The organism is Paenibacillus senegalimassiliensis (assembly GCF_001486585.1).
Classification (GTDB): domain Bacteria; phylum Bacillota; class Bacilli; order Paenibacillales; family Paenibacillaceae; genus Fontibacillus; species Fontibacillus senegalimassiliensis.
Genome location: NZ_LN909046.1, coordinates 173,667 through 199,577, shown reverse-complemented (window position 1 = coordinate 199,577; position 25,911 = coordinate 173,667). Strand labels below are relative to the sequence as shown.

At 50.3% G+C, this 25,911-nt stretch carries 19 protein-coding genes; 3 read left to right on the top strand and 16 right to left on the bottom strand.

What is annotated here, in order from left to right:
* Nucleotides 1–283: 283 nt before the first annotated feature.
* The 8 genes from BN3279_RS14945 to BN3279_RS14920 all read right to left on the bottom strand — a co-directional run bounded on the left by BN3279_RS14945 (nucleotide 284) and on the right by BN3279_RS14920 (nucleotide 4,828).
* Nucleotides 284–757: a phage tail assembly chaperone gene (locus BN3279_RS14945; RefSeq protein WP_059051980.1), complete on the bottom strand. Its 474-nt coding sequence runs from the start codon at nucleotides 755–757 to the stop codon at nucleotides 284–286.
* Nucleotides 758–1,219: 462 nt separating this feature from the next.
* On the bottom strand, nucleotides 1,220–1,636 hold the full coding sequence (locus tag BN3279_RS14940; protein ID WP_059051979.1) for a phage tail tube protein: 417 nt from the start codon (nucleotides 1,634–1,636) through the stop codon (nucleotides 1,220–1,222).
* A gap of 22 nt (nucleotides 1,637–1,658) precedes the next feature.
* On the bottom strand, nucleotides 1,659–3,116 hold the full coding sequence (locus BN3279_RS14935) for a phage tail sheath family protein (protein WP_059051978.1): 1,458 nt from the start codon (nucleotides 3,114–3,116) through the stop codon (nucleotides 1,659–1,661).
* A gap of 2 nt (nucleotides 3,117–3,118) precedes the next feature.
* Nucleotides 3,119–3,373: a YqzN/YkzM domain-containing protein gene (locus tag BN3279_RS14930; protein WP_059051977.1), complete on the bottom strand. Its 255-nt coding sequence runs from the start codon at nucleotides 3,371–3,373 to the stop codon at nucleotides 3,119–3,121.
* A 5-nt stretch (nucleotides 3,374–3,378) separates the two neighbouring features.
* A complete protein-coding gene (locus tag BN3279_RS14925) occupies nucleotides 3,379–3,885 on the bottom strand; it encodes a hypothetical protein (RefSeq protein ID WP_059051976.1) in 507 nt (168 codons plus the stop codon).
* A complete protein-coding gene (locus BN3279_RS23820; protein ID WP_157686458.1) occupies nucleotides 3,882–4,040 on the bottom strand; it encodes a hypothetical protein in 159 nt (52 codons plus the stop codon). Before BN3279_RS23820 ends, BN3279_RS14925 begins: the two co-directional genes overlap by 4 nt.
* 87 nt (nucleotides 4,041–4,127) lie before the next feature.
* On the bottom strand, nucleotides 4,128–4,250 hold the full coding sequence (locus BN3279_RS24370) for a hypothetical protein (RefSeq protein ID WP_262362538.1): 123 nt from the start codon (nucleotides 4,248–4,250) through the stop codon (nucleotides 4,128–4,130).
* A gap of 74 nt (nucleotides 4,251–4,324) precedes the next feature.
* Nucleotides 4,325–4,828, bottom strand: coding sequence for an ArpU family phage packaging/lysis transcriptional regulator (locus BN3279_RS14920; RefSeq protein ID WP_059051975.1), 504 nt, complete (start codon nucleotides 4,826–4,828; stop codon nucleotides 4,325–4,327).
* Between the two features lie 302 nt (nucleotides 4,829–5,130).
* On the opposite strand from BN3279_RS14920, the gene BN3279_RS14915 reads away from it, so the two are divergent.
* From BN3279_RS14915 to BN3279_RS14905, 3 genes are all read left to right on the top strand, one after another.
* Nucleotides 5,131–5,484 carry a helix-turn-helix domain-containing protein gene (locus BN3279_RS14915; RefSeq protein WP_059051974.1) on the top strand — a complete coding sequence of 118 codons (354 nt, stop codon included), beginning with the start codon at nucleotides 5,131–5,133 and terminating at the stop codon, nucleotides 5,482–5,484.
* Nucleotides 5,485–5,569: 85 nt separating this feature from the next.
* On the top strand, nucleotides 5,570–6,163 hold the full coding sequence (locus BN3279_RS14910) for an ImmA/IrrE family metallo-endopeptidase (protein ID WP_059051973.1): 594 nt from the start codon (nucleotides 5,570–5,572) through the stop codon (nucleotides 6,161–6,163).
* A gap of 2 nt (nucleotides 6,164–6,165) precedes the next feature.
* Complete coding sequence (locus BN3279_RS14905) at nucleotides 6,166–6,552, top strand: hypothetical protein (protein WP_059051972.1); 387 nt, start codon at nucleotides 6,166–6,168, stop codon at nucleotides 6,550–6,552.
* Here BN3279_RS14905 and BN3279_RS14900 read toward each other — a convergent pair.
* From BN3279_RS14900 to BN3279_RS23455, 8 genes are all read right to left on the bottom strand, one after another.
* Nucleotides 6,533–7,726, bottom strand: coding sequence for an oxalate decarboxylase family bicupin (locus BN3279_RS14900; RefSeq protein ID WP_059051971.1), 1,194 nt, complete (start codon nucleotides 7,724–7,726; stop codon nucleotides 6,533–6,535). The two genes, BN3279_RS14905 and BN3279_RS14900, sit on opposite strands and share 20 nt — an antisense overlap.
* Before the next feature lie 86 nt (nucleotides 7,727–7,812).
* Nucleotides 7,813–9,960 carry a phytoene desaturase family protein gene (locus tag BN3279_RS14895; protein ID WP_059051970.1) on the bottom strand — a complete coding sequence of 716 codons (2,148 nt, stop codon included), beginning with the start codon at nucleotides 9,958–9,960 and terminating at the stop codon, nucleotides 7,813–7,815.
* An 18-nt stretch (nucleotides 9,961–9,978) separates the two neighbouring features.
* On the bottom strand, nucleotides 9,979–10,800 hold the full coding sequence (locus BN3279_RS14890) for a 4'-phosphopantetheinyl transferase family protein (RefSeq protein ID WP_059051969.1): 822 nt from the start codon (nucleotides 10,798–10,800) through the stop codon (nucleotides 9,979–9,981).
* Entirely contained in the window at nucleotides 10,778–15,568 is a 4,791-nt protein-coding gene (locus BN3279_RS14885) for an SDR family NAD(P)-dependent oxidoreductase (RefSeq protein WP_187377802.1), read from the bottom strand. The genes BN3279_RS14890 and BN3279_RS14885 overlap by 23 nt, the downstream gene beginning before the upstream one ends.
* Before the next feature lie 24 nt (nucleotides 15,569–15,592).
* Entirely contained in the window at nucleotides 15,593–16,804 is a 1,212-nt protein-coding gene (locus BN3279_RS14880) for an aminotransferase class I/II-fold pyridoxal phosphate-dependent enzyme (RefSeq protein WP_082673091.1), read from the bottom strand.
* 61 nt (nucleotides 16,805–16,865) lie between these two features.
* Entirely contained in the window at nucleotides 16,866–19,823 is a 2,958-nt protein-coding gene (locus BN3279_RS14875; protein ID WP_059051967.1) for a beta-ketoacyl synthase N-terminal-like domain-containing protein, read from the bottom strand.
* A 431-nt stretch (nucleotides 19,824–20,254) separates the two neighbouring features.
* The gene (locus tag BN3279_RS14870) at nucleotides 20,255–22,321 is read right to left on the bottom strand and encodes a glycosyl hydrolase 115 family protein (protein WP_232436864.1); all 2,067 of its coding nucleotides are present in this window, start codon (nucleotides 22,319–22,321) and stop codon (nucleotides 20,255–20,257) included.
* Complete coding sequence (locus BN3279_RS23455; RefSeq protein ID WP_082673090.1) at nucleotides 22,318–25,833, bottom strand: cadherin-like beta sandwich domain-containing protein; 3,516 nt, start codon at nucleotides 25,831–25,833, stop codon at nucleotides 22,318–22,320. The genes BN3279_RS14870 and BN3279_RS23455 overlap by 4 nt, the downstream gene beginning before the upstream one ends.
* Nucleotides 25,834–25,911 lie beyond the last annotated feature (78 nt).

Sequence of the window (25,911 nt, the reverse complement as noted above, 5' to 3'; positions counted from 1 at the left end):
ATTAACAGGAGTATTTCCCTATAATTCATTCAGCAAGCTGCTCCTCGTCACTTAAATCCACAAAGTAACGTCAGCCACCAGGTTTGCCGCCACACAACGCAACGCCAGCCGCCATGTGGAAGCGCATAACGCCTCTCCGTTATTCACATCAGTTCCAATTCCCGCTCTGTGAAGGCCCGCAGCAGCAGGCGCTCTCCCTTGGGCAGTGACCAATATTCTCCGGGGCGCAGATGATGCCGGGTCCACATGTGGAATAGCAGCGTGGTCTGGCCACCGGAGCTGATTAGTTTTTTACGTCTTCAATATCCACGCCAAAGCCGGAAATTTCCAGCACCTTGTCGCCCACAGCGTCCAGTTCCCCAGCTAGCAGCAAACGACGCACGGCCTCTTCGCCACCCGACAACTTCAAGCGGCTGACCAGACGATCGTCGCCCCAACCACTCAGCTTCACGCCACTAGCCGTCTCCCCGGTGGAATCCTTCTTCACCACTTCAAGCGCAGAGGTTGCTTCCTTAATCAACACTGCATTAAACAGCTCGCTGTCAATTTTTTCAGTAATATGGCCTTTCGTTGTCTTGCGAATGGTGCAACGCTCACGAATAGCGTCCACCTTGCTTGAAGTCAACCCCCGTAAAGTCACGCGCAAACCCAAGCGGCCGATGAAGACCGTCTCCTCGGGCAAATTAGCGGCTGTCTCAAACAGCCCGTCCAGAATCTCCTGCTCATTCACAGGATCATAAGGTGTATGTTCACTCAAGATCAGTTCCTCCTTCTTCACTTCAGAAATTATAAATTTTAAATTCAAGCCTCTTCCATACCATAACCAATCCATCTATTAAGACGTATGGCCCAGGCAGACAGAAAGCTCGCTAAATAAAGACGGAGCAAGACAGCAGGGGGAGCTTGGGAGCTTGGGAGCTTCAGAGTTTAGGAGTTAGGAACTTCGGATTCCTTGCACCGCCCCAGGACTTGGTGCTTTCTTGATTGACACCAAACGCACACCGTTCTACCTTAGGCCACCACAACTTCCTAGCCATGACGAGCTACTCCCGTCTCTTCCTCAAACACGCCATCCCTCGTGCCTAGCCCTACTCTTCAGGCATCATCACTTGCGCCCACTTCATAGCCACCAAGCCATCAGACCATCCTGCTGTCTCCCCCGCTCCATCCGTCGCCTATCCTGTTAAACCACGCTCACAGTTACCCCATCTTCTTCCCATTAAGAAGCAACAATTGGATCAAGCAGTTCGTAGGATTCAAATGTAAACGGCGTTTCCTCCACGATCTCTTCGCCTGCGGTCCAGTTCGCGAGTTGAATGCGGTCCACCATGCAATTGTTCAATTGAATGCGCTCAAAGCCGTAGGCTTCGGGATCATCCAGCTTATGAATGATCGAGAACTTCTGGAAGCCACGGACGATCATATCCGAGGTCACCTTATAGCCGCTCATCGTGCCGGTGCCTTTTTTGCGTCCCAGCTTGAATACCGTGTATTCCGTGCCAACGAGATTAAGCTCCTTCTTCTCCGCTTCCACATTGGCTTCCAGGTGGTTCAAATTGGACTGCCAAGCCCCTTCGATAAAAATCTGGCCGAACGTACCCATAACTACGCGGCCGGGATCAAGAAATTGTGCCATTGTTTTGTTCCTCCCCTATTCTTTATTGCACGTAGAACGTGCCGAAAATTTGTTCCATCACATCGGTGTCGTCCGCCGTCCAGGACAAGAAGACCTGATCATCTTCCGGCGTAAATTGTGGTGCTGTGCCGTAAAAGCGCGGGTCCAGCGTCACATCAAAGCCGGTGCCTTCAATAACATTTTCTGCGGCCAGTGTTTGCAAATACTGCTTGCCTGCGCCAATCAGCGCGAGTCGACCTTCCTCGGTGTTGTTAACCTTACCGATATAGGCATCCTCAGCCGTACGTTGCAGGTCTGCATTAATCTGGTCGATGACACGAATTTTGCGAATCTTCTTCCAGCCTTTGTTCTGACCCTCACGCGGGGAAATTAAGCTGTTCACACCTCGCAACACCTTCACTCGGCGTCCGTCATGCACCAGCAGGAATACTCCTCCCTTCACGGCCTGCTCCTGCTCGGAACGCGTCCAACGCCGGGTCACATCATCAAATGGAGAAGCCGCATACGTTGTCGATGCCTTGAGCGGCTGACCTGCGATGAGACCTGCCACCCAAGCTGCCACCTGGGCAGATGAATACGAGGTTCCATTCAATACAGCACCTGTCCCCACATTGATGATGCCTTCATAATCGATCAAAGCGCTACGCGTCACCGCTTTGCTAACAGCATCGGCAGCCGCGTCATCCGTATCAGAGCCGCCAAGTACGGCAATAATACCCTTGCCTTCCTCGCGAACACGCTTGACCCATGCCACAACACTAGTGTGCAATGCAGCCTCCGCAACTCCATCAAGTGTCAAGACATGGAAATCTTGAGTTTCAAAAGCGGACAGAGCGCTTGTGTATTCGGCATGAGTAATGCCGGAAATACCGCTCTCCCCGCCGCTCAAAGCTGCTCCGGATACATCCACCAGCACACCGTCACCCATCTCCTCAGCCGTGATCCACAGATTGGCCGGATCTCCGTTGATGGCCGCGGCCACCGCTACAGTCGAGCTGTCTCCTGCCACAAACGTACGCAGCAATGTGGTTCCTTCATACAGCTTCAATTCCTTGCTACCCGGAACCGTCAAGCTAGGCTGTAACGTCACGCGGAAGTCGTTCCCCCGTTGACCAGGATATTTGGCTTTGAGCACCAATACGCCCGCAGTAGCTTCATCCTCAAGCGTCACAGACGCGGCGGCGGCTGTACTGTCGGCCAGTCGATAAGCCAGCAGCTTCTGCGGCCCGCTAAGCAAGGCCAAATATAATGTAGTGAACGCGGTTGCTCCTTCGGAAGCATCCTCCGAGAACAACTCGCGAATCGCCGCTTCACTAGACACCTCCACGAATTGTCCCACCGGACCCCAATGGGCCTTGACCGGAGCCACTACAACCCCACGCGCCCCCGCTTGAATCGCATTTCCTGCCGCACTCACAAAATTCATATACAGTCCCGGCAACACCGGCTGATCCGTTAAACTCCAAGTTCCTCCTGCCATACTTACCGCACCTTCCTTCCCAAAAATTGTTTGACCAAACGTTTGGCTACATCCACACGCAACTTTTCCTCTTCCAAACCTATCGCCGCTCCCGCAAATACCTCCGGCTTAACGCCAAGCAGCATCTCCGATGCAGCGAGCAGCTCGCTATACGTATAACTTGGCAGCGGGCTTGTGCTTCTGAGCTTCCCTGGTGCTGCGGAGTTAACCGGCGCCTTATTGCGGGATGCCGCTAATTTCACCTTCTGAGTTGCCAACCTCTTCACCTCATCTTCGATTGATATTGTACATATTGCATAAGCGGGGCTTCCTGCACAGGCCCGGACATTCGCCGCACCAGCGTAACGGTAAGCCTGCCGAGTGCAGCCGCCCCTTCTGAGGTCTCGTCCAGCGGCAACGCCAGCCTTGGCTCCACCACCCGCATATAAGTACGGGCCGCTTCATCCAGCGGAACTTTAATCGCCACCCCCAGAGCCTCGAGCAATCCGGTCAAAGCCGTTTGCTCTTGCTCGGCATCCTGTCCCCGCACCCAGGCCGACATTTGGCTGCGCACCTCAAAGGACGCCGGGCCAACAGGGTTGACCTCCATCCCCATGAGCTTCCATAGAATCGCCGGACGAGCCATGTCTTCAGGCCAAAGAATCGTATAGACCTTCCACTCCGGTCCAAGCGCACCCATTGACCAGGCCGCAAGCGCGGTCAGCCAGGAATCCCCCAAAGTTAAATTTGAGGCGGCGGCTCCATTTATCGCTTCGCCAATGATGATCACCTCCTTTCCAGCTCATCCAAATCAAGCACGCAACGCGGCAAGCCACAAAACTGCTTGGTTCCTTCCAGCCGGCCCCAAATACAGCCCTGGCACTTTAAGGGCTGAATCCATTCATCCGTGGACTCCGGTGGCGGCGTTTTATTCTTATTTCGCATCCTGCAAGGCCTCCCAAATCAAAAACCGCCGATTCTTTGGAAGAATTGCAGCGGCTTTCCTTATTCTCTATTGCCGGGAGCGATGGATCAGATGGTTAACTGAATCATCTGTGCCTCCGCTTCCCACACTACCAATTTAACACCCTGGAAACGAAGCGGAGGGCCATCCAGCGGACAGCTATCGGACAGCAACCGGACAAGTGGCTCCAACTGCTTATATTAATAGGAAGAATAGCGATTTCCCTTCACCCGATCTCCTTTTCAGCGCACAAAAAAAGCCGGCCTCAGCCGACTTCATGCTTTGTTTTCCTATGCTCAGTACGTGAACGTTCTTCTTTCTCATAGACTTCAAGGCCCATTGCTGCCGCCAAGAGTCGGATGGCACTGGCTTTGATTCGGCGATAGGTCCGGTCGCTAATACCCATCTCCCCGCAACTGATAAAATCATATTCGCCCTCCCGGCTGAGATAGCTCCGCCCAATAACCTCCTGCTGATCCTCCGATAGTCGCTCCATCGCCAGCTCAAGCAGTTCGGACTTGCGAATCAGTTCCGCTTCCTTGTCCGCATTCATAATAGCCAATCGCTCTGTAGGGTTGCTGACTCCCCCTCCACCTTGATATCGCGGCTCGTACTTGGCGGTAACAAAAGCCTCTTGGCGAATCAGCCCGATTTGCCGGTATTGCCGCACCTCTTCCAAGCGCCGTTCTACGGCTGCCCGGGTGGCTGTCTCGTCAACTGGCAGTGGACTGAACAAGGCATGATATACATGTATACGTCTTCTTCCCATCTGAACTCCTCCTTCATTATACTATTGTCAATTCGGCAATAGCCGTGTGTCTGTTTGTCCCATAAAACATAGCTTGTCTGCATTAATTTTCTTATTTATTACCGATTCGGTAACCTTATCCTCATTATAAATTACCATTTTGGTAATGTCAACCCAATTTATTACCAATTCGACAATTAATCATGAAACTTATCATTCTCTCTTTACCAATTTGGTAACATGTGATAAACTAGTTATAAGAGAGGCCATGCTTCATTTCGTGGTCATCGTTCTGGTGGTATCAGAAGAGAAGAGGAGTAGCTATGCATACGTTAGGCGATCGGATCAAACACCTCCGAGAACAAAATAACCTTACGCAAAAGGATTTGGCCGCCAAAGCGGATATTTCTATCGTACAGTTGTCCAGATACGAGACCAATGACCGCAAACCCGATCCCGAAGTGCTGCGCAAAATTGTAGACGCTCTGGATACAAGCGCCGACTATTTGCTTGGACGGACCGCCGATCCCGCGCCTGCATCGGACAAGGCTATGAGTTTATCCTTTTTTGGTGGACCTGAAGCCTACACCGCAGATGAAATCGCCATGATGGAAGCCGCGCTCAAGGCCTATCGGGAGCAGAAAAAAAAGCTGCTTAACGAGGACAGTTCGAATTAATCTTCAAGTCGTCATTACGGCCCCGGCCAGGGGCTTTTATTTCGGCCATTAAACCGAACATACATTCTTATTCGAGGTGGTTGGATTGTTATATACCTATTATCGTGAGACCCTTCTGGAGCAATGGATTAACAACAAATGTCTAAGCCAGGGAATCTTAAAGCCGTCTGATCTGGATATTTCGCGCATTGCTGAAGCCTTTGGCGTTGAGGTGCTTACAGGGGAGTATCCATCGTTCTCTGACAATGAGGAGAAAGTTATTTTCCTGAACAAGCACGCCGATCCCGCCGAAGCCAGGGTCATCTTCTTCCATGAATTATGCCATGTGCTGAGACATGCGGGAGACCAGCGGAGAATGCATGCTTTGTTCAAAAATGCACAGGAAACGGAAGCCGAACAATTTGTGCTTTACGCAGCCATTCCCTTTTACATGTTCGCCAAGCTCCCCGTTCCAGATTACCGGAATGAAGCCGTGGCCTATATCGCGGAGCAATTTGATGTTCCCGAAGGATTGGCTGAACAGCGGCTGGATCAAATTCAGCGCCGAGTGCTGCATGGCAGTCTGTTGGCGGCTGCACAGGATACGAAGCGAAGAGAATTCGAACATCAGTGGTCACCCGAGACCCAGCGGGTGCTGTCCCAATTGGAGCGCCAGTTAGGTGGCAAAGGAGGGCTTTAAGGATGCGCATTGCAGCATTTTGCGATTTTTATGGGGAAGCCTCACGTCCGCTGCAATTAATCATTCGGGGCGCCGCAGGGGAGATGGATTGGTCAAAGCCCGTGTATATTCCGGTTGCAGCTCCCTTTGAGCCCTTCACTGCCGAGGACTTTGGGGATTTGTACGGCGTCTCCGTCTTGCTGGAGGATTTGCTTATTTGCGAATACGAAGAACCGCCAGAGTACACCGACGGTTCAGCGGAACTGAGTATGAGTCATAGCAACGCCGAGGTTTATATCGGCATTGATTTGCCACAGATTGCAGCACGTTGTGCCAATTCCGAAGACATCCGGTTCTTGGCCGTTCAGATGGACGATGTCGAAGAGGTACTCAATTATCGCCGTCGTTAGGCTGAGCAACATCAGGTATATCATATTTCACCACAGGCCACTTTTCCTTGCGCAAGGCATTCATCAGCAGCGGTCCTACATGCAGATTGTCCTGAACCAACTCCCGTGGCGTTAACGCCATCCATTGGTTCAGAGAGACATCAGCAAAGCGGTCGCTCTTGAACATCTCCAGGAACCAGATGCTCTGCTCTCCGGTATTCTGGATGTAATGTCCATAAGCAAACGGTACATAACCCACATCCCCGGCCCGAACATTGAAGGTGCGCGCCGCGCCGCCCCCGGCAAATACAGTCATGCGGCCTTGACCCGACAAGTAATATTGCCACTCATCATTGTTAGGATGCCAGTGCAACTCGCGCATGGCACCGGGTTTGATTTCCACCAGAGCAGCCGCAATCGTTCGGGAGATCGGGAAATTAGACGAATCGGCAATGCGAACACTACCGCCAGGTGTAATGATGGGCTTCTGTGCAAGTAGATTATATTTGAAGCTAAGGGGGATTTCTCCGTAAGGAGAGGTCACCCGCTGGCTGTCGACCGATCCGGGAACGGCATCCTGATAGATATAGACCTGCTTGGAGGGGATATGGTCAAACGCCCGCTCCGGAACTCCGAAATTGGCGGATAAGACCTCCTTCGGGGTATGGGCGAACCAGTCCGAAATGGACAGTGTGTTCAAGTCCGAGAAGTTACCGTCATCAAATACCAGCAGGAATTCGCAGCCTTTCTCTAATCCCTGTATGGAGTGCGGAAGTCCCGGCGGGAAATACCATAAATCTCCTACACCCACATCGGCAATAAAATTTCGCCCTAGCTGATCTACCGCGGTTATTCGCGCTTTTCCCTGGATCATAAACGACCATTCCGCCTGCTGATGCCAATGCAGTTCCCGAACCCCTCCGGGTGTCAAGCGCATGTTTACCCCCGCCAGAGTGGTTGCAATGGGGAGCTCTCTGGCCGTGATTTCCCGGGACCAGCCTCCATGATTAAGCTGCATATGCGTATCAGAGAAGGAGAATTTCAAATTCGGCACCAATCCGTTATCCGTTACCGGGGGAACCAGCATATCAGGGTTCTCCAGGTCACGCCAAATATCCCGCGGCCCCGGGTCTGTGGCCCCGCTGCCATCATCCCGAATCGGCTCGGGAATCGAGAATTTTCGCTTTTCCGGCATTCCTGACCACTCCTCTTTCCTGATCCATCCTGATCATTCCATGAAGAGTGTATTCCCTATATGCACAAAATATGTTCTACAAGCCCTCACGGGCCGAATACGACAGATTCATCCCGTACGCCTTCTTTTCTCGGCCGATTCCTGACCTGTTCCATTCGCCAGTTACCGATATCCGCTGCACATATTTTACCCGATATAATGGCCGGCTCCACGCCCGCACCCGGGAAGACAGAGGCCCCTACCAAATAGAGTCCTTGAATCGGTGATTTGAAGAAAGGTCGCTTCGTAGCTATCGATTGATCCAGAGAATAGACGGCTCCCTCGGGCATCAGATTGTAACGTTCAAAGGTTCTAGGGGTCGCTGTCTCCTGCAGCACAATTTGATCCTTGATGCCCGGGATATGTCGATTGACCTTCTCGATAAGCGACTGCGCCAGTTCAGCCTTCAGCATGGCATACTCCGGCATTTTTCTGTCCGGGAAATCCGCATATCGAATATCCTTATCCAGCAGCACCGTCACACTCGCATAACCCGGAGGCGCCAATTGGGCATCCGTATTGGAGTTGATCGTTACTTCCCAGCCTTCCTCCAGGTTCTTGATCAGGGTTGGATAAGCGGTAAGATCCATCTTCACGCCCAGATACAGCAAGAAGAAGGAGGTCGACATCTTCTGTTCGTTGAGATCGGCCAAAAATTCCGGGGACACCTCTCCTTGGGGCAGCAACTCATTAAACGTCGATTTTGCATCGATGTTGGATACAACGACAGGGCTGAAGTAGCGCCCTTTGGCGGTCTTAACTCCCTTCACCCGGCCCTGCTCCGCAAGAATCTCCTCCACTTTGGTTCGCAAAAACAAGGTTCCCCCATGCTTCTCGACACTGGCCCGCAAGGCTTCAGCAAAAGCCTGTGCTCCTCCCTTCACGGCGTAGCCCCCAAACATAGGGAACGTAAGACATGCCGCAAGTGCGCTAATGGCCGAAGTCGTATTGGCCTCCGTACCCATGTACACCATCCAGGCCGATAGCAGCGCCTTCAAATCCTCATCCTCAAAAAATTCGTCCAGCTTCTGTCTGTACGTGACCTGAATCCATTCGTAGGCATGCTTGCGCTTCTGTGGGTAAGAGAGTAATTCCTTCATCCCGAACCGCTTGGCCAGCAGTTCCGGGGAGAACACGATTCCACTTCTGCCTGCTTCCTGGTAGCTCTCTTCATACGCCGCCTTGGATTCGGCAAAGAAACGGGTCAAATTTCCGCTCTCCTCCGGATACATCCGAGATAGCATTACAATGAGCTCATTCAGATTAGATGGGAGATCGATGCTCTGTCCCTTGAACAGAAATCGGGTGCTGTTGCGCGCAAACAATTCAGCGCGGCTTAAGCCAAGCTCTCTTAGCAACACATGGATGGAACCATGCTCGCCAAGTCCGCTGATATCCTGAACCCCCGTGTTAAAGGTAAAGCCCTTGCGGGTGAAGGAGGAGCAGTAACCGCCCACATGTTGCTGGTGCTCGAATACAGCTACCCGGTAGCCCCGTTTGGCCAGCAAAGCAGCACAAGTCAAACCGCCAATACCGGCTCCAGCTATGATGACGTCATATTCTCCTGGAGCAAGCGAACGCTCCCGATCCACCTTTACACGCCAGTCATTTTTGCTAAATGCCCATAAATCGAGCAGGACGGGAGCCATATAGGTAAAGGCGATAGACAGAAATATAAGCAATACCAAGACAGCCAGCATAATGATCGGTGCGGCAGGCGAGGAAAGACACGCAAATAGTAGCGCCTGACCGACGAAAATAAACATCCAGGCGGTGGTCAAACAGCGGTTCATCGCTTTAAACGTCGATTGATGATGCCCCGCATCCGTGAAATTCTTCGCTGTGAAACCCGCTGTAATCGGACGTCCCAACAATAATGAAAGTCCCGTTACCGCTGCCAGATACAAATGGCCCCATGCCGCTGAATTCTCCAGCCATATAGTCGGCTCACCCACCATGGTGGCCCATCCGAAGGTGACGAAATAGACCAGGGAAGCCACATCCAGCCACATGGCAGCAAAGCGACGAAGCCTCCATTTATAGAGCAGCAGCACTAACGAAAGCGCCAGCGGAATAAAGCTGACCACCGACTCAAAGCCCGCTTGCACCCACCAAAATACAACCCACGGGACCAACGAAACGAGAAAATCCAACATTCCCGGATATCCGCCCACAGACGATTTAGAATTGTTCACCGCTAATCTCCCTCTCATTTACGAAAATAACAAGCAGACCACGCCGCATACCGAATGCTCAATATCGTAATCGTAGTACACCATTCCTCGGGGATAAGGCCCCGGCGCATAGATCTCAAGCTCCTGATCCAATTCAAGCCAGCAGCTTGCTCCTGCTTCTTCTGTCCGTGTGGCCGCCTGCAGCCGCAAGGAGGAAAAGCCGCGGGAAAAGCCCGTTCCCAGGGCCTTTCCCACCGCTTCCTTCACAGACCACATCAATGAATCGCATTTATCAGGAGCCAATCCTGCGAACAATAACGGCATCAGTTGTTGCTCCTCCGTAGTCAGGAACAAGTCGGCAAACCCCTTGCCTCTTAACCTGGCCTGCTCTACGTCAATTCCCACCAAGCAGTTCTCTCCTACCGCCGCTCCCAGCAGCCCACCTCCGTGAGCTAACGAAACGGATAGATTGAGATGGCTCCAGGCCGGACCTGGCGCAAGGTACGGCATCCCTTGGCGCAGGCCCTCTTCCACTTGAAGCAAGAGAATTTCCTCTTCATCAATATCCGCCATTCCCGCGGATTCGTGCAAATAATCGTACAGCAAGCGCTTGGCCAGCAGGCGCGTATGAAGCAACTCCTTCTGCCGGGCCGGATTACGATAAAGGGCAAGATATCTCCGCAGTTGTGCAGGAGCCAGGGATTGCCGAGCCAGCGTATAATCCAAGGATTCCCTTTCAGGTGGAACGCTAATCGCCTGGGGAACCGGCATCCAGCGAAAAATAGCCTTCTGACTCCCCTTCCCCAGCCCATCCGTCGTTGGCTTGGCGAATAGCGGCTTAGAACAAATCGTGAGCTCCATCTTCCTTGGCGATCCGAATCAGCTTGATATCGATCATATCGAAGATCGGGCGATTGTATTCATCTACCACTTGAGCATGGAAATCAAGAGTCTCCCCTTCATCCTTCAGCAAGCGGCAATGGACATAGACCGTTTCCCCTTTCTTGAAAGGCCGATACAGCACAGCGCTGCCAATACCTCTAGGCACAATGATGTTGCCGTTCTTGTGGAAGTCATTGAACAACATGCAGCGGCCTACATTATCGATCGTAATCGGCGAGATCAACGTCTCTGCACTGCTGGTATAAGAGAAGATATGCCGGTCGTCAGGCACCGTCACTTGTCCGACCACTTCCTCCTCATTGACGTAGCCGACATAATCAAGGCAACGGAAGGCCGGGCCGAAGGAAATGTAATGATCGGTCAGCTCGTAGAACTTCTCAATGTTCATCGGCGTAGATTCCCGAACCATCTGCACCACATCCACATCAACTACGCGAGGCACCGGACGCTTGCGCTCAAACACAGCATATCCTGTGGAATGCAGGCGCTCCTTCTCCAATAACTGGCCTTGGCGATTGTAAAAATCTGAACGAATCTCCGTCTTGATCTCCTTGTAGGTGTCATTTCGAGTAACCAGTTCCGCCTTCATGTCCAGCGTAAGCTGGCTACCGGGAAAATATTTGACGAATTTGTTGAATTCCACGCTATGAATGCGAGTGCCCACCCAATCCGTATCTTCGGCGCGTAGCCGATTCATCAGCAAGCCCAATTCGCCAAAGGCCTCTACATGCATGACCCCGGCATAAACATATTTGCCCTCCACTAAATGATCCTTCAGATAGATATCTTCATCAATCGTTAATTCCTTCTGCACTTCAAGCGTCTCGCCTTCAAATCGTGTCACCCGTTGCAGGAGCGGAAAGCGAATACGATCATGCACCTCACCGTGGAGACCGGATTGAATCCGCAAGCTGCGGCCCGATTCATCCAGAGCATCCATCTGGCCTAATGGCTGATTGGTGCCCAGGCTCCCGAAATACAACACCTCCGGATAGTCTCCCCCGTATACCATCTCCTCCAAAAACCGGCGGGTCCCCTCCTTGCTTCCGATGAATTCAAGGCCACGTTGCTCCTTCTGTACCTTCTGTACCTGTGGATCGGTTGCCATCCCGACTTCATCCCAAGCGGTCCAGCCCATGACGAAGGTCTTGAGTTCCGGGCGGTTACGGAATAACTGGAACGCCATTCGGACGATCAGATCAGCGCCTCCCGCATAATCCACTTGCCCATCCATGCCAAAGCGACCAGAGATGGAGCCAATGCAGGCGAAGAATTTAAGCGGATCATTGGCAAATTCATGATACAAGTGGAAGAACCCGTTAGCTTTAACGCGGACCACATTCAGCGAATGGGCTTCCGGCTTCTTCGGAACCTTGCCGAAAGAAGGCAAGCCAGCGCCATGAATAATCCCCGTAACCTTGCCGAACTTACCGCGAATATCTTCGGTCAAGCGACGAATGGACGGACCATCCGATATATCGCAGCGGTAATAATGGAAGCGATGGCCTGCCGCATTAGCCTCTTGCAGATTGCGATACAATGCCGCGGCTCCCTTCAGCTTCTCGAGCTCCTGCTTGATTTGAATCGGCGTAAGATGTGGGGCTTCCTGCTTTCTTTGTTTGAAGAAAGTCGTGCTGTACTGCTCAAATTCTTCTTCGGAATAATTCAGCCATACCTCGTTCCCTTGAGGGAGCTCTGTCCGACCCGTTACGATAACGGTAGGGTTATAGAGCTCTGCTAACCCCTTCACACATTCATAGATGATGCCTCTGCCTCCACCAGATACGAGAATAACGTCCTCCGTACCTAATCGAAGTGGCTGAGCCACCTGTTGAGGATCAATCGGAGCCGGAAGCACCTGAATGGTTTTTCTCCGTCCACGTACATAACCTATTTCAATCAGCTTCTCAATTAGACCAAATTCGCGAAATAGCGTATCTGCCAGCATTTCACTATCGGAGACTTCCGTAAAGTCGACTACCTTCCCGTTAAAGGCATCCAGTTCCTTCTCCATGCTCTTGAAGAATCCCGCTGTCAGGGCTCCAAGCGGGTTATAGGTGGTCTCCCGCTCCATACCAAACACCCCACCGATGCTTGTCGCTGCAAAGCAGCCAGCTTCACTGCCCTGTTGCTCCACCTCTTCATAAACAGCCTTGGCGGTGTGGAACAGCAGATTGAAGTGGTTATCAACCTCGCGGCGCCAGGATTCTTCCTCCAGTTCAAAATACGATAACTCCGGCGCCAGGGGATAAAGGTAAATAAAGCCGTGAATCTGATCCAGGCGAGCTTTAGCTACCTCAAGCGACCTCGCGAACAGCTCAATCTGGTTAAAATCGGTCTGAACCCCTGATGCACCGTACTTCTCTGGCGCAGGGGACAGCACGCTAAGCTCCGCCCCCTCTAGGGCAAGCCGCTTCGTCAGCTTGGCCGTAATCTCTCCGCCCAGCCGATCCTCAACCACGATAAAACCCTTGCCCTTGAAGGAAAATGCTCGACCAGCAGCTTGGTCATATTGCCGCTCCACCGTGACCGGGATGTATCGCTCCGCCACATGTGCTTGATCGTAATTGTCCAGCCACTGGCGAAGCCGCTCGTCCTGCGCCTCCTGGCTGTCTACCTGAGCGGTCTCGGCTGTTTCAGCCGCTGGCGCCGCCTCCAGCCGACTTAGCGTATAGTCCGTAATTTTGGCAATCGTGTTGAATTGCTTAATGTTCAGATCGGGATTCACTTCATAGCCAAACGTCTCCCGAATTTGCGAGAAAATTTCAGCCTGTTTCACGGAGTCGATGCCAAGATCAGCCTCCAAATCCAGGTCGTCCTCCAGCATTTCTGTCGGGTAACCGGTCTTGGCCTGAATGATAGCCTTCACTTGTGCCATTGCTTCAGCTTGGCTTACGGCAGGCAAGGCCGCTGCCGCTGGTTGCGTCGCTACTACGACTTCGGGTGAAGCAGCGCCACCAGCATCAATCCCTTCCACTTGACTTAACGTATATTCTGCTATTTTACGAATGGTATTAAATGCTTTTACATTCAACTCTGGATTGACCTCATAACCAAAGGTTTCGCGAATTTGCACGAAAATCTCCGCTTGCTTCACTGAATCAATGCCAAGATCCGCTTCCATATCCAGATCGCTCTCCAGCATATCTACCGGATAACCGGTTTTAGCTTGAATGGTCTCCTTTACTTTGGCTTCAACTTGAGCCAGGGACACCTCATCCCGTTGTTTGGCCTCGGTGTGCGGAGCCTTGCCAGGAAGCTCCCCTCCTTGAATTGGCTGCACCGCTTCATTCACTTCGTTTGCCCATCCCAGATTGGAACCAATGCGCTGCAGAATAGCTTGCAGTGATAATTGCGGATCAAGCGGGAGCCTATCCACTGATAAGTCAAATTCCTTCCGCAACTTGCCTATAATCGTGGCGAACACCGTATCATTCAGTGCCAACGCCAGCTTCATCGGCTGATCCGAAATCTCAATCGCTTCTCTTGGATAGCCCGTCTCAAGCTGAATGAGTTTCAACAGCGTACCTGTGATTTCGTCCTTTGCGGCGGGACGTCCCGTTAATGCTGTTCCCCCTTGAGGTGCAGAGACTAAGTCAGTTAGTAAGCATTGTGACGAATCACCCATAATTTTCTCTCCTCCTGGCACTTGAATCAGTTGATGCACCTGCAAATAGGCATGAAGCCGCTCCAGAGATACCTCGCCACCAAGCGCCGCTGAGTTGGCTGCATGTGCATAAATGTCCGAATCACTTAAAATATTTCTGACCAACTTGGTGAGAATATCCTTTGGCCCCACTTCGATAAAGACATTAGCTCCGTGGACTTCATGCAAGTTGGTTACAATATCGCAAAAGCTGAATGGCTGCAGCAATTGCTTCGACAGCAGGGAGGCCATTTCGTCCGTGGTGAAGTGATGCGCTTCATAGAAAGCGCCCAGGATAGTCGAGAATACCTTGACCTTCGGCGGCTGGTAGGTGAATTGCAGCAGCTTCTTGCGGAAGGCCTTCACGGCGGGTTCCAACAGCTTGGAGTGGAAGGCGTGGGATACTGGAAGCTTGCTGTAAGATACCCCGTGAACATCGCAGTGGGTCGCAATTTTGTCGACTGCCGCCTGAGTGCCGGACACCACCAATTGATCAGGAGCATTATGCAGGCTGACCGTGTAATAGTCGCTTACCCCTCTTAAGACCCGATTTAATTCAAAGCTGCCACGAGTGGCCTTCAGGCTGATCATGCTCCCTCTTACAGGAGGCTCAATAATATTCAAAGATCTGGCGCGGTAGTAGGCAATGGCCAGAGCATCGGCAAAGGATACCACCTCTGCGGCAGCCAAGGCAGCAATCTCCCCCAAGCTATGCCCCAGATGAAACTCGGCTCCACCTATCGTTGACTTCATCAGCCGATAAAGGGCCATATTTGCCATAATAATCGCAGGCTGCATGACTTCGGCTGCAGCTAAATTCTTCTCTGCTGCACTCTTTCCCGCTTCATTATCATAGAAGATGAGTTCCGTCAGTTTGCGACCCGTGAGCGATTGGTAGGTCTCATCGGCCTCTTGCAGCGTTGTCTTGATGATAGGGATCTCCGCCAGATCTTTGAGCATGTTCGGATATTGGGAGCCATGTCCCGTGAACAGAAATACGGTATTTCCTGCTACACGCTGTTCGTTACGACTAAAGTAAATGCCTTGCGCTTCCAGCGCCTTATAGTTAATTGCCGTCATACTCATCCCGATCATCCCTCTCTTCTATATAATGCCGAACTCTTTGCCGCATTTTTGAAGCTTGTCCAGGGCGATATCAATATCCTCATCACTTAAGGAGGAAGTAATTGTTGCCCGGAAGCGGGCCTTATTCATCGGTACCGCCGGGAAGATTGCCGTAGCAATATAGACACCCTCCGCGAGCAGCCACTTGGTCATCCGCATCGTCGTAAGATCGTCTCCAATCAAAATTGGAATGACCGGCGACAGACTGTTCAGAATGTTATAGCCCATCTCCATCAAGCCTCTTCTGAACCGAAGCGTATTGTGCCAAAGCTTCTCGCTTCTCCACGTCTCCTTCTCCATAAGGTCAATCCCCTTGAGAACACCCGCCATGATGGAAGGCGGCAAGCTGGCATTGAAGATATATTGATGCGAGACATGCCGGATATAGTCGCAAGTGTCCCTGTCCGAAGCAATACTCCCGCCTACACCAGCTACCGATTTGCTGAACGTGGCCATCTTGATATGAACCCGATCCTCTACGCCAAAATGCTCAGATACCCCGCGCCCGGTTGGTCCGAAGAATCCGAGGGAATGGGCTTCATCCACCATCACACTGGCTCCGTATCGTTCTGCCAGCTTGACGATTTCATCCAGCTTGGCCAAATCCCCATCCATGGAGTACACGCCATCCACCACAATCAACTTCTTAGGGAAGCTTTCGGTACGTGTAAGAATATATTCAAGCTTCTCCATGTTGTTATGCTCGAAGATTCTGACCTGCCCCTTCGCCATTTCAATTCCATCCACAATGCTCATATGATTTAATTGGTCCGTGATAATGACGGACTTCTCATCCGTGGCGAGCGAAGTAATCGCCGCCAGATTGGTCATATATCCTGTACTCACATAAACGGCATCTTCGGTATGAAAATATTCTGCAATCCGTTCCTCAAGCCGCTTATGCAGTAATGTCGTACCGTTATGCAAACGCGCACCGCAGGTTCCTGAACCGTAAACATCCAGCGCATCCTTCATCGCCTTGATGATCTCTGGATGAGTGGACAATCCCAGATAATTGTTGGAGGTCAGCATAATGACATTTTTGCCCCGATAAGCCGTATTGCCATCCTGTGGTCCCTCAAATACCGGCTCGAATACATATAAATCATTTCTCTTGCCCTCCTTGATGGGGGCCAAAAATGAAGCAAACTCCTTGGCATAGTTCTCCGGTATAGGTGCGGTTTTCAGCATATAAAAATCCCTTCCCTTTCTTCCTGCTTCTTAAAATAATGAAGTCGTATGAATAGTAGATCTAACGCAAGGCATTCAGCTTTCTCCGCAGCTCATCCTGCGTCTTGTACACGATAGCTACACGGCAAGCAAATGCAGCAGCTACCTCCGGCGAATCAGAGCGAATCTCTTCTGCGTCCAGCATACGAGTGAGCTTGCTCAACAACTGCTCGGTGTTCACCTCGCCCGCATAGAACGTATATGCGGAACGCTCCACCTTGACATCATGCACAACGAGAGACTCAATCCACCTATCACCCTGATGCCCGGTCTGATCGGTTGTGGCTTCATTACCGTCCCAACTTAGCAAGCATTCAGAGCTTGCTTCATCCAACAGCAGTTCATAATCCCCGCCCAAGATCGAATGGGAATGTACACTGGTCAGATTCGTTGATCCCGGCTGGTCTGAATGATTTCCCGTCGGCTCCAACCATTGTGTTACTCCATGCTCCAGTGCAAGCACCGCCTTAAGCATCACGAATCCGCCATGGGCCCCGAAATAAAACTGATGGCGTCCGGCGTTGTTGCCAAAGCTGTTACAGCATAAGGAGTAACTCGCAAGCTCTTCTGCCGCTCTCCCCGCTACCTGTCCATAGCTGGCCTTTTTGGACATATCAGCTTCATTCAGCACCCCTTTAATCCGGGCGTAAACCTTCTCTCCGGGCAATACGTCGCTGTACTTTTTCAGAACAAAAAATACTGAGCCTTCCGCCGGGATGAATTGTCCTAGCTCGGTGAGGCATTTCGGGCATGAATCCTTAAACACTTCCTGAATTTTGCGGAAGAAATCAATGAATTCCGGGGTCATATTCGCATGAACTCCACCAACAATCACGGTGTTGTTCTCGCCGCTGCTAAGACTCAGCATCCCCTGCTCCAATGCGCTCATGAAGGAGGTCGTATCAGAGTCGATGACAACGTTAGGCCCGTTGACGTTATAGAAATTAGCGATTCGCCCGGCAATGATGTTATCCATATATCCTGGCAACGTATCTTCTCCGACCTTCGGAATATAGCTTCTGAACTTTGCAGTGATGTCCGTAATCAGCGTATTTTGCACTGTTTCCGGCAACTGGCTGAATTCCGGAATTTGCTTCAACATTTCGATATACTCGACAAACCGGATACGTAAATCGGCCATTACCGAAGATTCCAGTCCAAGCATGGCACCCACGTAGATTCCTGTTTTGGCTGGAATCAGCTTGTCCTGCCCGTAATCCGAAATCGCCTCACCTGCCGCCATTAAGGCCATTTGCTGCCCTTTGTCAATCTCCGGCAAAATAATCGGCGGAATCTTAAACTTGATGCTCGGGAATTTAAGATCTTCTACGAAGCTGCCCTGAACGGTGGAATCCTCATCAAATATGGCATTGATCTCTTTGTTCCAGCGCTTCTCGGGATAGCCCGTACGGGAAACGAAAACCTCGTTGATATTGTCCCACCAGGCCTCTTTACCTGTTCCGCGGCTGTCTACCACACCCACACCAACAACGGCAATATCCGGCTGCAATTGCGAGATTTTGTCCGGCAAACCTTCCTGGGCCAACTTCCGGTGGTATGGCTCAAGGTACTCTTCAACGACTACACTGGCATTAATGCCCCCAAAACCAAAAGCATTAATGGAAGCGCGCTTGGGTTCACCCGGCACCCGAACCGGCCATGGTTTGGTTTCTGTATTGACATAGAACGGGGTGTCCTCTAATCGGATGCCCTCTGGCGTACGTTCGAAATGGTGGGTTGGCGGCATGACATTATGCCTCATCCCTTCGATAACCTTAATCAGGTTAGCCATGCCTGCCGCAGAGAAGCTGTGTCCGATCTGAGATTTGACGGAGCCCAAGGCCACAGATTTCGGCGGGAGTCCCTCTTCCTCAAATAACATTTGCAGTGTAGTTAACTCGACCTTGTCGCCAACCAACGTTGCCGTAGCATGAGTCTCAATATAATCGATATCCTTGGGTCGAAGTCCGGCCCGCTCGATGGACTTCTGCATGGCAGCAAGTTGTCCATGGGAGCTTGGGGCATAAATCGATTTGCCTTTACCATCACTCGCTGCACCAACACCACGAATGACCGCGTAGATGGTATCACCCTCGGCCAGCGCATCATCCAATCGTTTCAGAATGATCGTGCCTGCTCCTTCTCCGGGAATAAGTCCATTCGCCTTGTGATCCAAGGGGCTGGAGTGTGTCGGAGACAAGCCGCCGATCTTGGCGAAGGCTACGTTGCCCGTAATGTTCATATTGCCGAGAACGGCGGTGGTGATGCAGGTCTTCAGCTTCCTCTCCTGGAGATGCTTGATCGCTTCGTCAATGACGAGCACGCCGGCGGAGCAAGCTGAATCAACAATGATGGAAGGTCCGCGGATACCCAAGAGGTTACGAACCGATTTGCCTAAGGCACTATACATGATGCTTTCTGTATTGGTATCGTCGAGTGCGATGAAAGACTCGTCCACCATACGGCGGAACTTCTGTCTGATTTGATCTCTTTCTTGGGAAGGGAGCCCCGTGTAGGAAGGATGCTGTTCAAGATAATAGATGAATTCCTTGGCTCTGAGGTTGATGGAGTAATCCGAAAAGGCCTCGTCACCAAGCATGTTGCCGACAAAAACGCCGGTCTCGCTATTTTGAAAACTATCCTCAGCCAGTTTGGTCATGGACATGGCCTGAAGAATGCTGTCTAGTAACATAAGTTGCGTTCTGCTAAGCTTGTCCAAACTGGTCCGGGGGTAGTTGTATTTGTCGAATGGGAACGAATAGGCATCAATCGTTCCACCCAGCTTGCAATAAGTTTTGTCTTCCGCGCTGCGGTTCTCGTCGAAATAAGTTTTGAAGTTCCACCGCTCGGGCGGGGTTGTCCGGACTCCCGGCTTGCCCGAAAGCACATTATTCCAAAATCGTTCCACGTCATATCCGTCCGGAGGAAAAATGCAACCATAACCGACAACCGCAACCGGATGAGTTAAATTTTTGTGCATTATTTCACTTTCCTTTCCATGATTTTCCCTGGGTTTACAATGCCTTCGCTTGGATTAACATGTGTTTGCTTCCTTGCCAATTATCACCTCCGTGCCGACTGATTATCTATATGAATGGAGTAAAACCGTAAGGGGGGAGCATCTGAGAATGCTTTTTTTGTGGGTTTTCTAATCTGGATTTTTTATGAAAATTATCACTTAATTTCCTAGCTAACTAGATTATAACGGTTTATTGTTAATGCGCAATTAATTATCCATTTCGTCATAAAATTGACATTTTTGGATTTTGTCGGTTTTTGTTTGTTCAGATAGGTTCCTGTCGGATCGGAACTTCCGCTTCTTATAGCAAAACAAAAACAGGTGCCGGATTAGGCACCTGCTCAGGGTTCAACCCTATTATAGAAATTAGAGTTATCATACACCGATCATCATTAGTCTGTATTTAGTAACTTAAGTCTCAAACGTTCAGCCAATACATCATCAGGCAATGGATTCCGATGAGTGTTTTCCAAATAAATATATTTCTCCGTCTCAGGCATTACATATTCCTTATACCACCGAAACAGATCAGGACCATCGTCCATAACCCGGATGTAGCCACGAATCGTCTTGGCATGAATGATAGTATTGTCGATGTTGGTCAGCCAGTCAGCACTGTAGAACGATTCCCATCTGCCTTGCTGGGCATGATCCAGCGCGGCTCTCCCTGTGGAGAAGAAATTCACAGCATCGGAAGCAAATATAAAGGCATGCGGATAATGGCCCTGGGAATAAGCTTCATAAGCACGGCAAATGGCCGTAAGTCCTTGGCATCCACTCAGATGAAGGTCAAGCTGAACCAATAGTTGGTTGTACAGTCTGCGCTGTTCAGCTTCGCTCAAGCCCTCAAGTGCCTGCTGAGCTTGTTCTTTCAATTGCTCCCATCCTGCAATAGCCCCTTCTACCAGAGTCCTGAACCAGATGACCTGATCCAAAAAGTTCCTCTCCCCGGCCACCCATATCAGATTCTCACAACAGCCCGTGTCCCCTTTCAGCCAATGAACCATCAATTGTCTCGCCGGATGATGATAGAACTCCTCCCCCGCCCGATCATCGAGATGAGGCCCATACTGAACGGTACACTTCGCATAGCTTTTGTACAACCTGACAATGGCCTCTTGGTTTGAGGTATATTGTCTGGCAACAAAATCACGCAAATGTTGGTTCACATCAACGTGTCCACCGTTCCATAATTCCTTTACCAAGTCCAGCGTATAAATATGCTGTAAGATATTTCCTGAATTCAGCAGCAAGTAATCTGTCGCCCCTACGGCGAAGGCCTGGTGTAATTCGTCTGCAATTAACGACGCCGGGGAAGGAAACATCGTTAAGTGATTGGATGCCTGAAGATCATGAAAGGTTACGTGATAATATAGCCCATTGCGACCCTGGTCGTGTTCATCTGGCAAGGCGGGAATACGCAGATTCAAATTTCCATGTCGGCGGGACACCATCTTGCCATAGCCGTTATCTGCCCATATCTTTATCACATTCGGGGGAACTTCAATGTAGCCCTGCTTATACAATTCAGCAATCTCTCCGTACATTGCCATACTGCATACAGGATCAGCCACATGCTTGCAAATCATATTATATTGCGTACGCACGACCCGACTGATTAATTCTCCCCGCTTCTTTGGCGTATCAAAAGCAGGATCATTCTCCCAGAACGGTTTGTCACCCTGGCCTCGGAAGGACAATACCCACACGGTTTTCTGGTCCTTCTGCCTTTGAATAGCCTCTTCCCATAACTGCTGGAAAAGCTCGGGGTGTGCTTGATAGCTGGCCTGCTGGCCTGGATATGCCCGTAAGAACATCTCAGCCCCCAGGGGCTCAGCATGATGGTGTGTAAGCCACAGCCCCAGTTCATGAGCCAGTTTGTGGTGAACTCCATGCCGAGGCAAATCCGTGCCTGGAATAACCATGTTGCCTCCACAGCGCAGCAAGGCTTCAAATACGGGCATCCAGACTTCTGTTGTCGGCGGATACTCAGGCTTCCAGCCAATGAGACAAACCTCATCGTTCACGAACCAGCCCCGAAATCGGACGGTAGGCTGTAGGCTCATCTCGTCCTTGATTGGCATAGCGATGTAATTCTGTGGAGCGGGCTCCTTCTCAGACCAGAACCAGAAGGGGTCCACCCCCAGAACCTGATGGCTATAATGAAGCAGGCCATACACCACTCCCAGTTCATCGCGTCCAACAATATGCAGAACAATCCCCTGTGTCTCCTTAGTGAAGCAAAAGCCAAAGGCCTCTGGCCAATCAGGACATAGGTCGTCAGCCTGGGCATATCTGACCACAATGGATGCAGATTTCCCTATCTGCGGCGCTTTGCCAAACACTTTCTCATGATCTCGGGCAACCATCCTCCACACATGCTGGATAGCCGTGCTATGTTGATCCTGGATATCATAAACGGTGGAACTAGAAATATGAAATGGATTAGTAGGGTTCACTCCGCTGCAACTCCTATCCTTGGGCCCCGTCTGTCCACATAGGCGGGAGTGACAGTTGCATCTTGTGGGCCTGAAGACGTAATTCTATCAATTTCAATCTGGTACTCTTGATAACCCGCCCCATCAGCCGATGCCGTCGTAATGATGAATCGACTCAATTCACCTGTTAAATCGATTTCCACCTGCTGCGTATCAGGGTCGAGCAACTGTCCATTCACCTTCACCTCGGTTAAAGGAGAACCTGCTACCGGGTGAACCCGAAGTGAGTAAACGCTATCCGTTACACTTAGTTGGTAGTGATCCTGATTGAAGGTAAAGGCCGGTGCAAGCTCTAACTCCTGTCCACGGTCGTCTGAGATGCGTAAATCTTGCAGAGTCGAATCCATACTTTGGGAAATACGATTCACATATACATACACCGTATTTACAGTAATGCCATCCTGTGCAGTAACCGTAACCGGAATTGAATTCTCCCCTTCCGCAAGAGCCACCGTCACAGGCTGGCCGCTCACGGCGGGAACATCATTTATGGTCAGAGAACTAATAGGCGGCCCGCTTACTTCGGCATTCAATATAATAGACTCCACAAAATAAGGGACTTCTGTCCGGTAGTTCTGCTGTTCACTCTTCAGAGGGAACTCTCCCATAGAAGTCACCTTGAGTTGACCGGTATCGCTAGAGTCGTAAGGAATTCCTTTATATAGCTTGATATTGTCCATATAGATAGTTCCGTAATTAGAGCTGTTCGCATAATATTCAATGCGTCCGATGTCCGGGATCGGATTTCGGAAGTTGGCTTGATCCAGTATTTTTTCGTTATCAATATAAAAATCAAATTTTGCAGAATCGGTATTAAGCACTAGCCGGATATGATACCAGGCATTTGCCTCGTATGACATAAGCTCCGTGGTCGAACCTCCGACATAAGCAATAATTTTGCCCTTTGAGAAGGCAAGCGAGATGCCTACATGCTGACCGGATGTGCCTGCGCTGCTGTAAATGTAAGGTACACTGATCCAGTTACTCCCTGAACTATTATTATCGGGCCGCATAATATCTGCGGTCAGCGTAACTACACCTTTAAGGGAGCCTGGGCTAAAGGTTTGAGACATGGACGTGCTTCCACTGTTACTGGAACGGTGTAGCATAACACTCTTATTAAAAACATCCGGAATATCGGCAATTTGTATACTCCCGCCTGTCTGAGATACAGCCCAGGGTGCTCCAGGAGCTTCTCCGGTTGGCGTTTGGTTGAAATTGGAAGAAGATAACAACGTTGCCTCGCTTGATACCAGATACAAGGTCTTCACCGACGTAGTCAGTGCCGGATCTACGGGAATATCGGCTGCTCTGTCCTGATAATATTGAGCTTTTGAGACTCGAACAGCATAACCTTCACCAATTTCCACATCAGTAAAGAGATATTGACCTTGTACATCCGTTAATACTTCTTGTACAGTAAGACCATCCAGAGTCAAGGTTACGGTTGCCCCAGAGACCAGTGACAAATCACCGTCTTTGACTTCACCTCTAATGGAACCTGTGCCTGATTCTGAAGACAATTCCATGTCCTTGGTCATAATATTCCCACTTACAGCCACAAAAGGTCCAATCTCACTGATAGAATACCCGGTTCTTTCCGCTTTTAAATGAACTTGGTTGCCTGAAGTCACTCCCTTAATGACGTAATAACCCGCCACATCAGTAACAGCCTGAGCTGCATTCCCTTCTAAATCACGAATAATTGCTCCACTAATTCCCTTGCCTCTGATATTTGTAACCCTGCCGGCTATGGTTACTTGCGTATCGGATTCGTCATAATACTCAAAAGTACCCGGATCTGCCGTACCGTTGTATAACACATTTCCAGCAAAATCCTTTGCACTTTCCACAGTCGTATCTATGATATTTAGACCCCGATTAATTAAGACCGATTCCGGTTTCAATTGATACCCCGACAACGAATCCAGTGAAGGCCCATCTACCTCCGATCCCGATGTTCCTGATCCTGGATTCACGAGATACGGATTGGCGGTCAAGGCATTCAAATCTTCTACGGGAGGAGCTAATGATCCATTGGTAGAATAGTAGCTGTTATTGTCGTAAGTAATTGTTGGGCTGGTCGTAAGTTCCTGAACCGTACGAGTAGTATAAAAAATATTGTTGCGAATGTTGTAAGTTGCGTTCAAGGAGCTGCCATAGCCATAAACTAAATAATTGCTGACATCATTATAAATCGTGTTGTTATAAATCTCGGCCACAGCTTGCCGGTCTGAATGCAAATAAATCGGATATCTACTATTGCTCTCAATTACGTTATAGCGAATCGTTGTGCTGCCAAAGCTGAATTGGCACACCAATATGCCATCTCCGTTGTCATGCACATAATTGTATTGAATCAGTATATTTGTGGTAGCCTTATCCGGGTCAATGCCATTGGAATCGGCTCCGCCTGCTTTCTTGGTTGTATTAAAGACCTCATTGTACTGGATGGTGATTTGATCCGCATAGTAGGCTTCAATCCCTGAAGTCCCCGCGCCATCAACCACATTCCCCTCGACCATCACGTCCCTGACACCCGTCAAATACATCGCATTACAACCGTAGTCTGTATCTTTCTGCGTAATAAAGTTATTACGAATAATAATATTGGTATGCGGCGTAAAATTAGGATCTTGCTCATTTGTTCTTGTGCCCCATCCGGTATTGACAGCATTCTCTGTGTCTCCGGCGTATTGCTTGAAGATGATTCCACCGAAAGAGGTGTTCTTCACACTTGAGTCTTCAATGATAACATCGTTAAATGTAGTAGCCTGCTGGGGATTCTGCAAATCCGAGACCGTTGTATCAAATACGATGCCGCCGGTCTTTTTCGATCCATCCCAGCCCGTCTTGAACCTTATACCCGGCTCCGGTACGGTGGGAATCGTCCCACTGATCCAGGCGATTTCCCCTGAGACATCATGTACTTCTACACCCTGAATTCGAAAATATTGAAGCTCTCCCGCATCCACGCCAGTAATATGAATGCCTCGATAGTCACCAAGTGATTCGGCGAAGGTTCCTGTAACAGGAGCTGCATTGGAAATGTTCAAATTACGAATTTCCCAGTATTGCTGATTATGAAGTGTGAGCGCATCGTTATATTTGCCTTTAGTAGCGATTTTCGGCTTATCTCCGATTCCATAACGATCAATCCGAATGGGGCTGTTTGCTTGCCCTGAACCCTTCGGTGCCAAGGTCTGTTCTTCCCAAATCCCCCCGGAACGAAGTAGAATCTGGTCTCCAGGTTGAAAGACAAATTGATTTACTCTCTCAAGCGTCCTCCATGCTTGATCCTCTGATGTTCCCGTATAACTATCATTTCCTCCAACATCGTCGACATAATAAGTTGTCCCGGCTACATCGGATGCCCCATAAGCTTGTGACGTCCCTGTTGCAGGGAAGCCTCCTAATAGCATAGTCACCACGATCATCAAAGCTAACCAGGGCTTCATAAACTTGCCATTCATATCAGCAACCTCCTTATTCTAAAGTACGCTTATTGTGGCAAAGACCGGCCTATACCTATGGGCCGGTCTTTATTTATG

Excerpts from the sequence above, each read along its gene's own strand:
- BN3279_RS14940 (WP_059051979.1), bottom strand. The coding sequence starts at position 1,636 with ATGGCACAATTTCTTGATCCCGGCCGCGTAGTTATGGGTACGTTCGGC.
- BN3279_RS14935 (WP_059051978.1), bottom strand. The coding sequence starts at position 3,116 with ATGGCAGGAGGAACTTGGAGTTTAACGGATCAGCCGGTGTTGCCGGGA.
- BN3279_RS23820 (WP_157686458.1), bottom strand. The coding sequence starts at position 4,040 with ATGCGAAATAAGAATAAAACGCCGCCACCGGAGTCCACGGATGAATGG.
- BN3279_RS14920 (WP_059051975.1), bottom strand. The coding sequence starts at position 4,828 with ATGGGAAGAAGACGTATACATGTATATCATGCCTTGTTCAGTCCACTG.
- BN3279_RS14915 (WP_059051974.1), top strand. The coding sequence starts at position 5,131 with ATGCATACGTTAGGCGATCGGATCAAACACCTCCGAGAACAAAATAAC.
- BN3279_RS14905 (WP_059051972.1), top strand. The coding sequence starts at position 6,166 with ATGCGCATTGCAGCATTTTGCGATTTTTATGGGGAAGCCTCACGTCCG.
- BN3279_RS14900 (WP_059051971.1), bottom strand. The coding sequence starts at position 7,726 with ATGCCGGAAAAGCGAAAATTCTCGATTCCCGAGCCGATTCGGGATGAT.
- BN3279_RS14890 (WP_059051969.1), bottom strand. The coding sequence starts at position 10,800 with ATGGAGCTCACGATTTGTTCTAAGCCGCTATTCGCCAAGCCAACGACG.
- BN3279_RS14885 (WP_187377802.1), bottom strand. The coding sequence starts at position 15,568 with ATGACGGCAATTAACTATAAGGCGCTGGAAGCGCAAGGCATTTACTTT.
- BN3279_RS14880 (WP_082673091.1), bottom strand. The coding sequence starts at position 16,804 with ATGCTGAAAACCGCACCTATACCGGAGAACTATGCCAAGGAGTTTGCT.
- BN3279_RS14875 (WP_059051967.1), bottom strand. The coding sequence starts at position 19,823 with ATGCACAAAAATTTAACTCATCCGGTTGCGGTTGTCGGTTATGGTTGC.
- BN3279_RS23455 (WP_082673090.1), bottom strand. The coding sequence starts at position 25,833 with ATGAATGGCAAGTTTATGAAGCCCTGGTTAGCTTTGATGATCGTGGTG.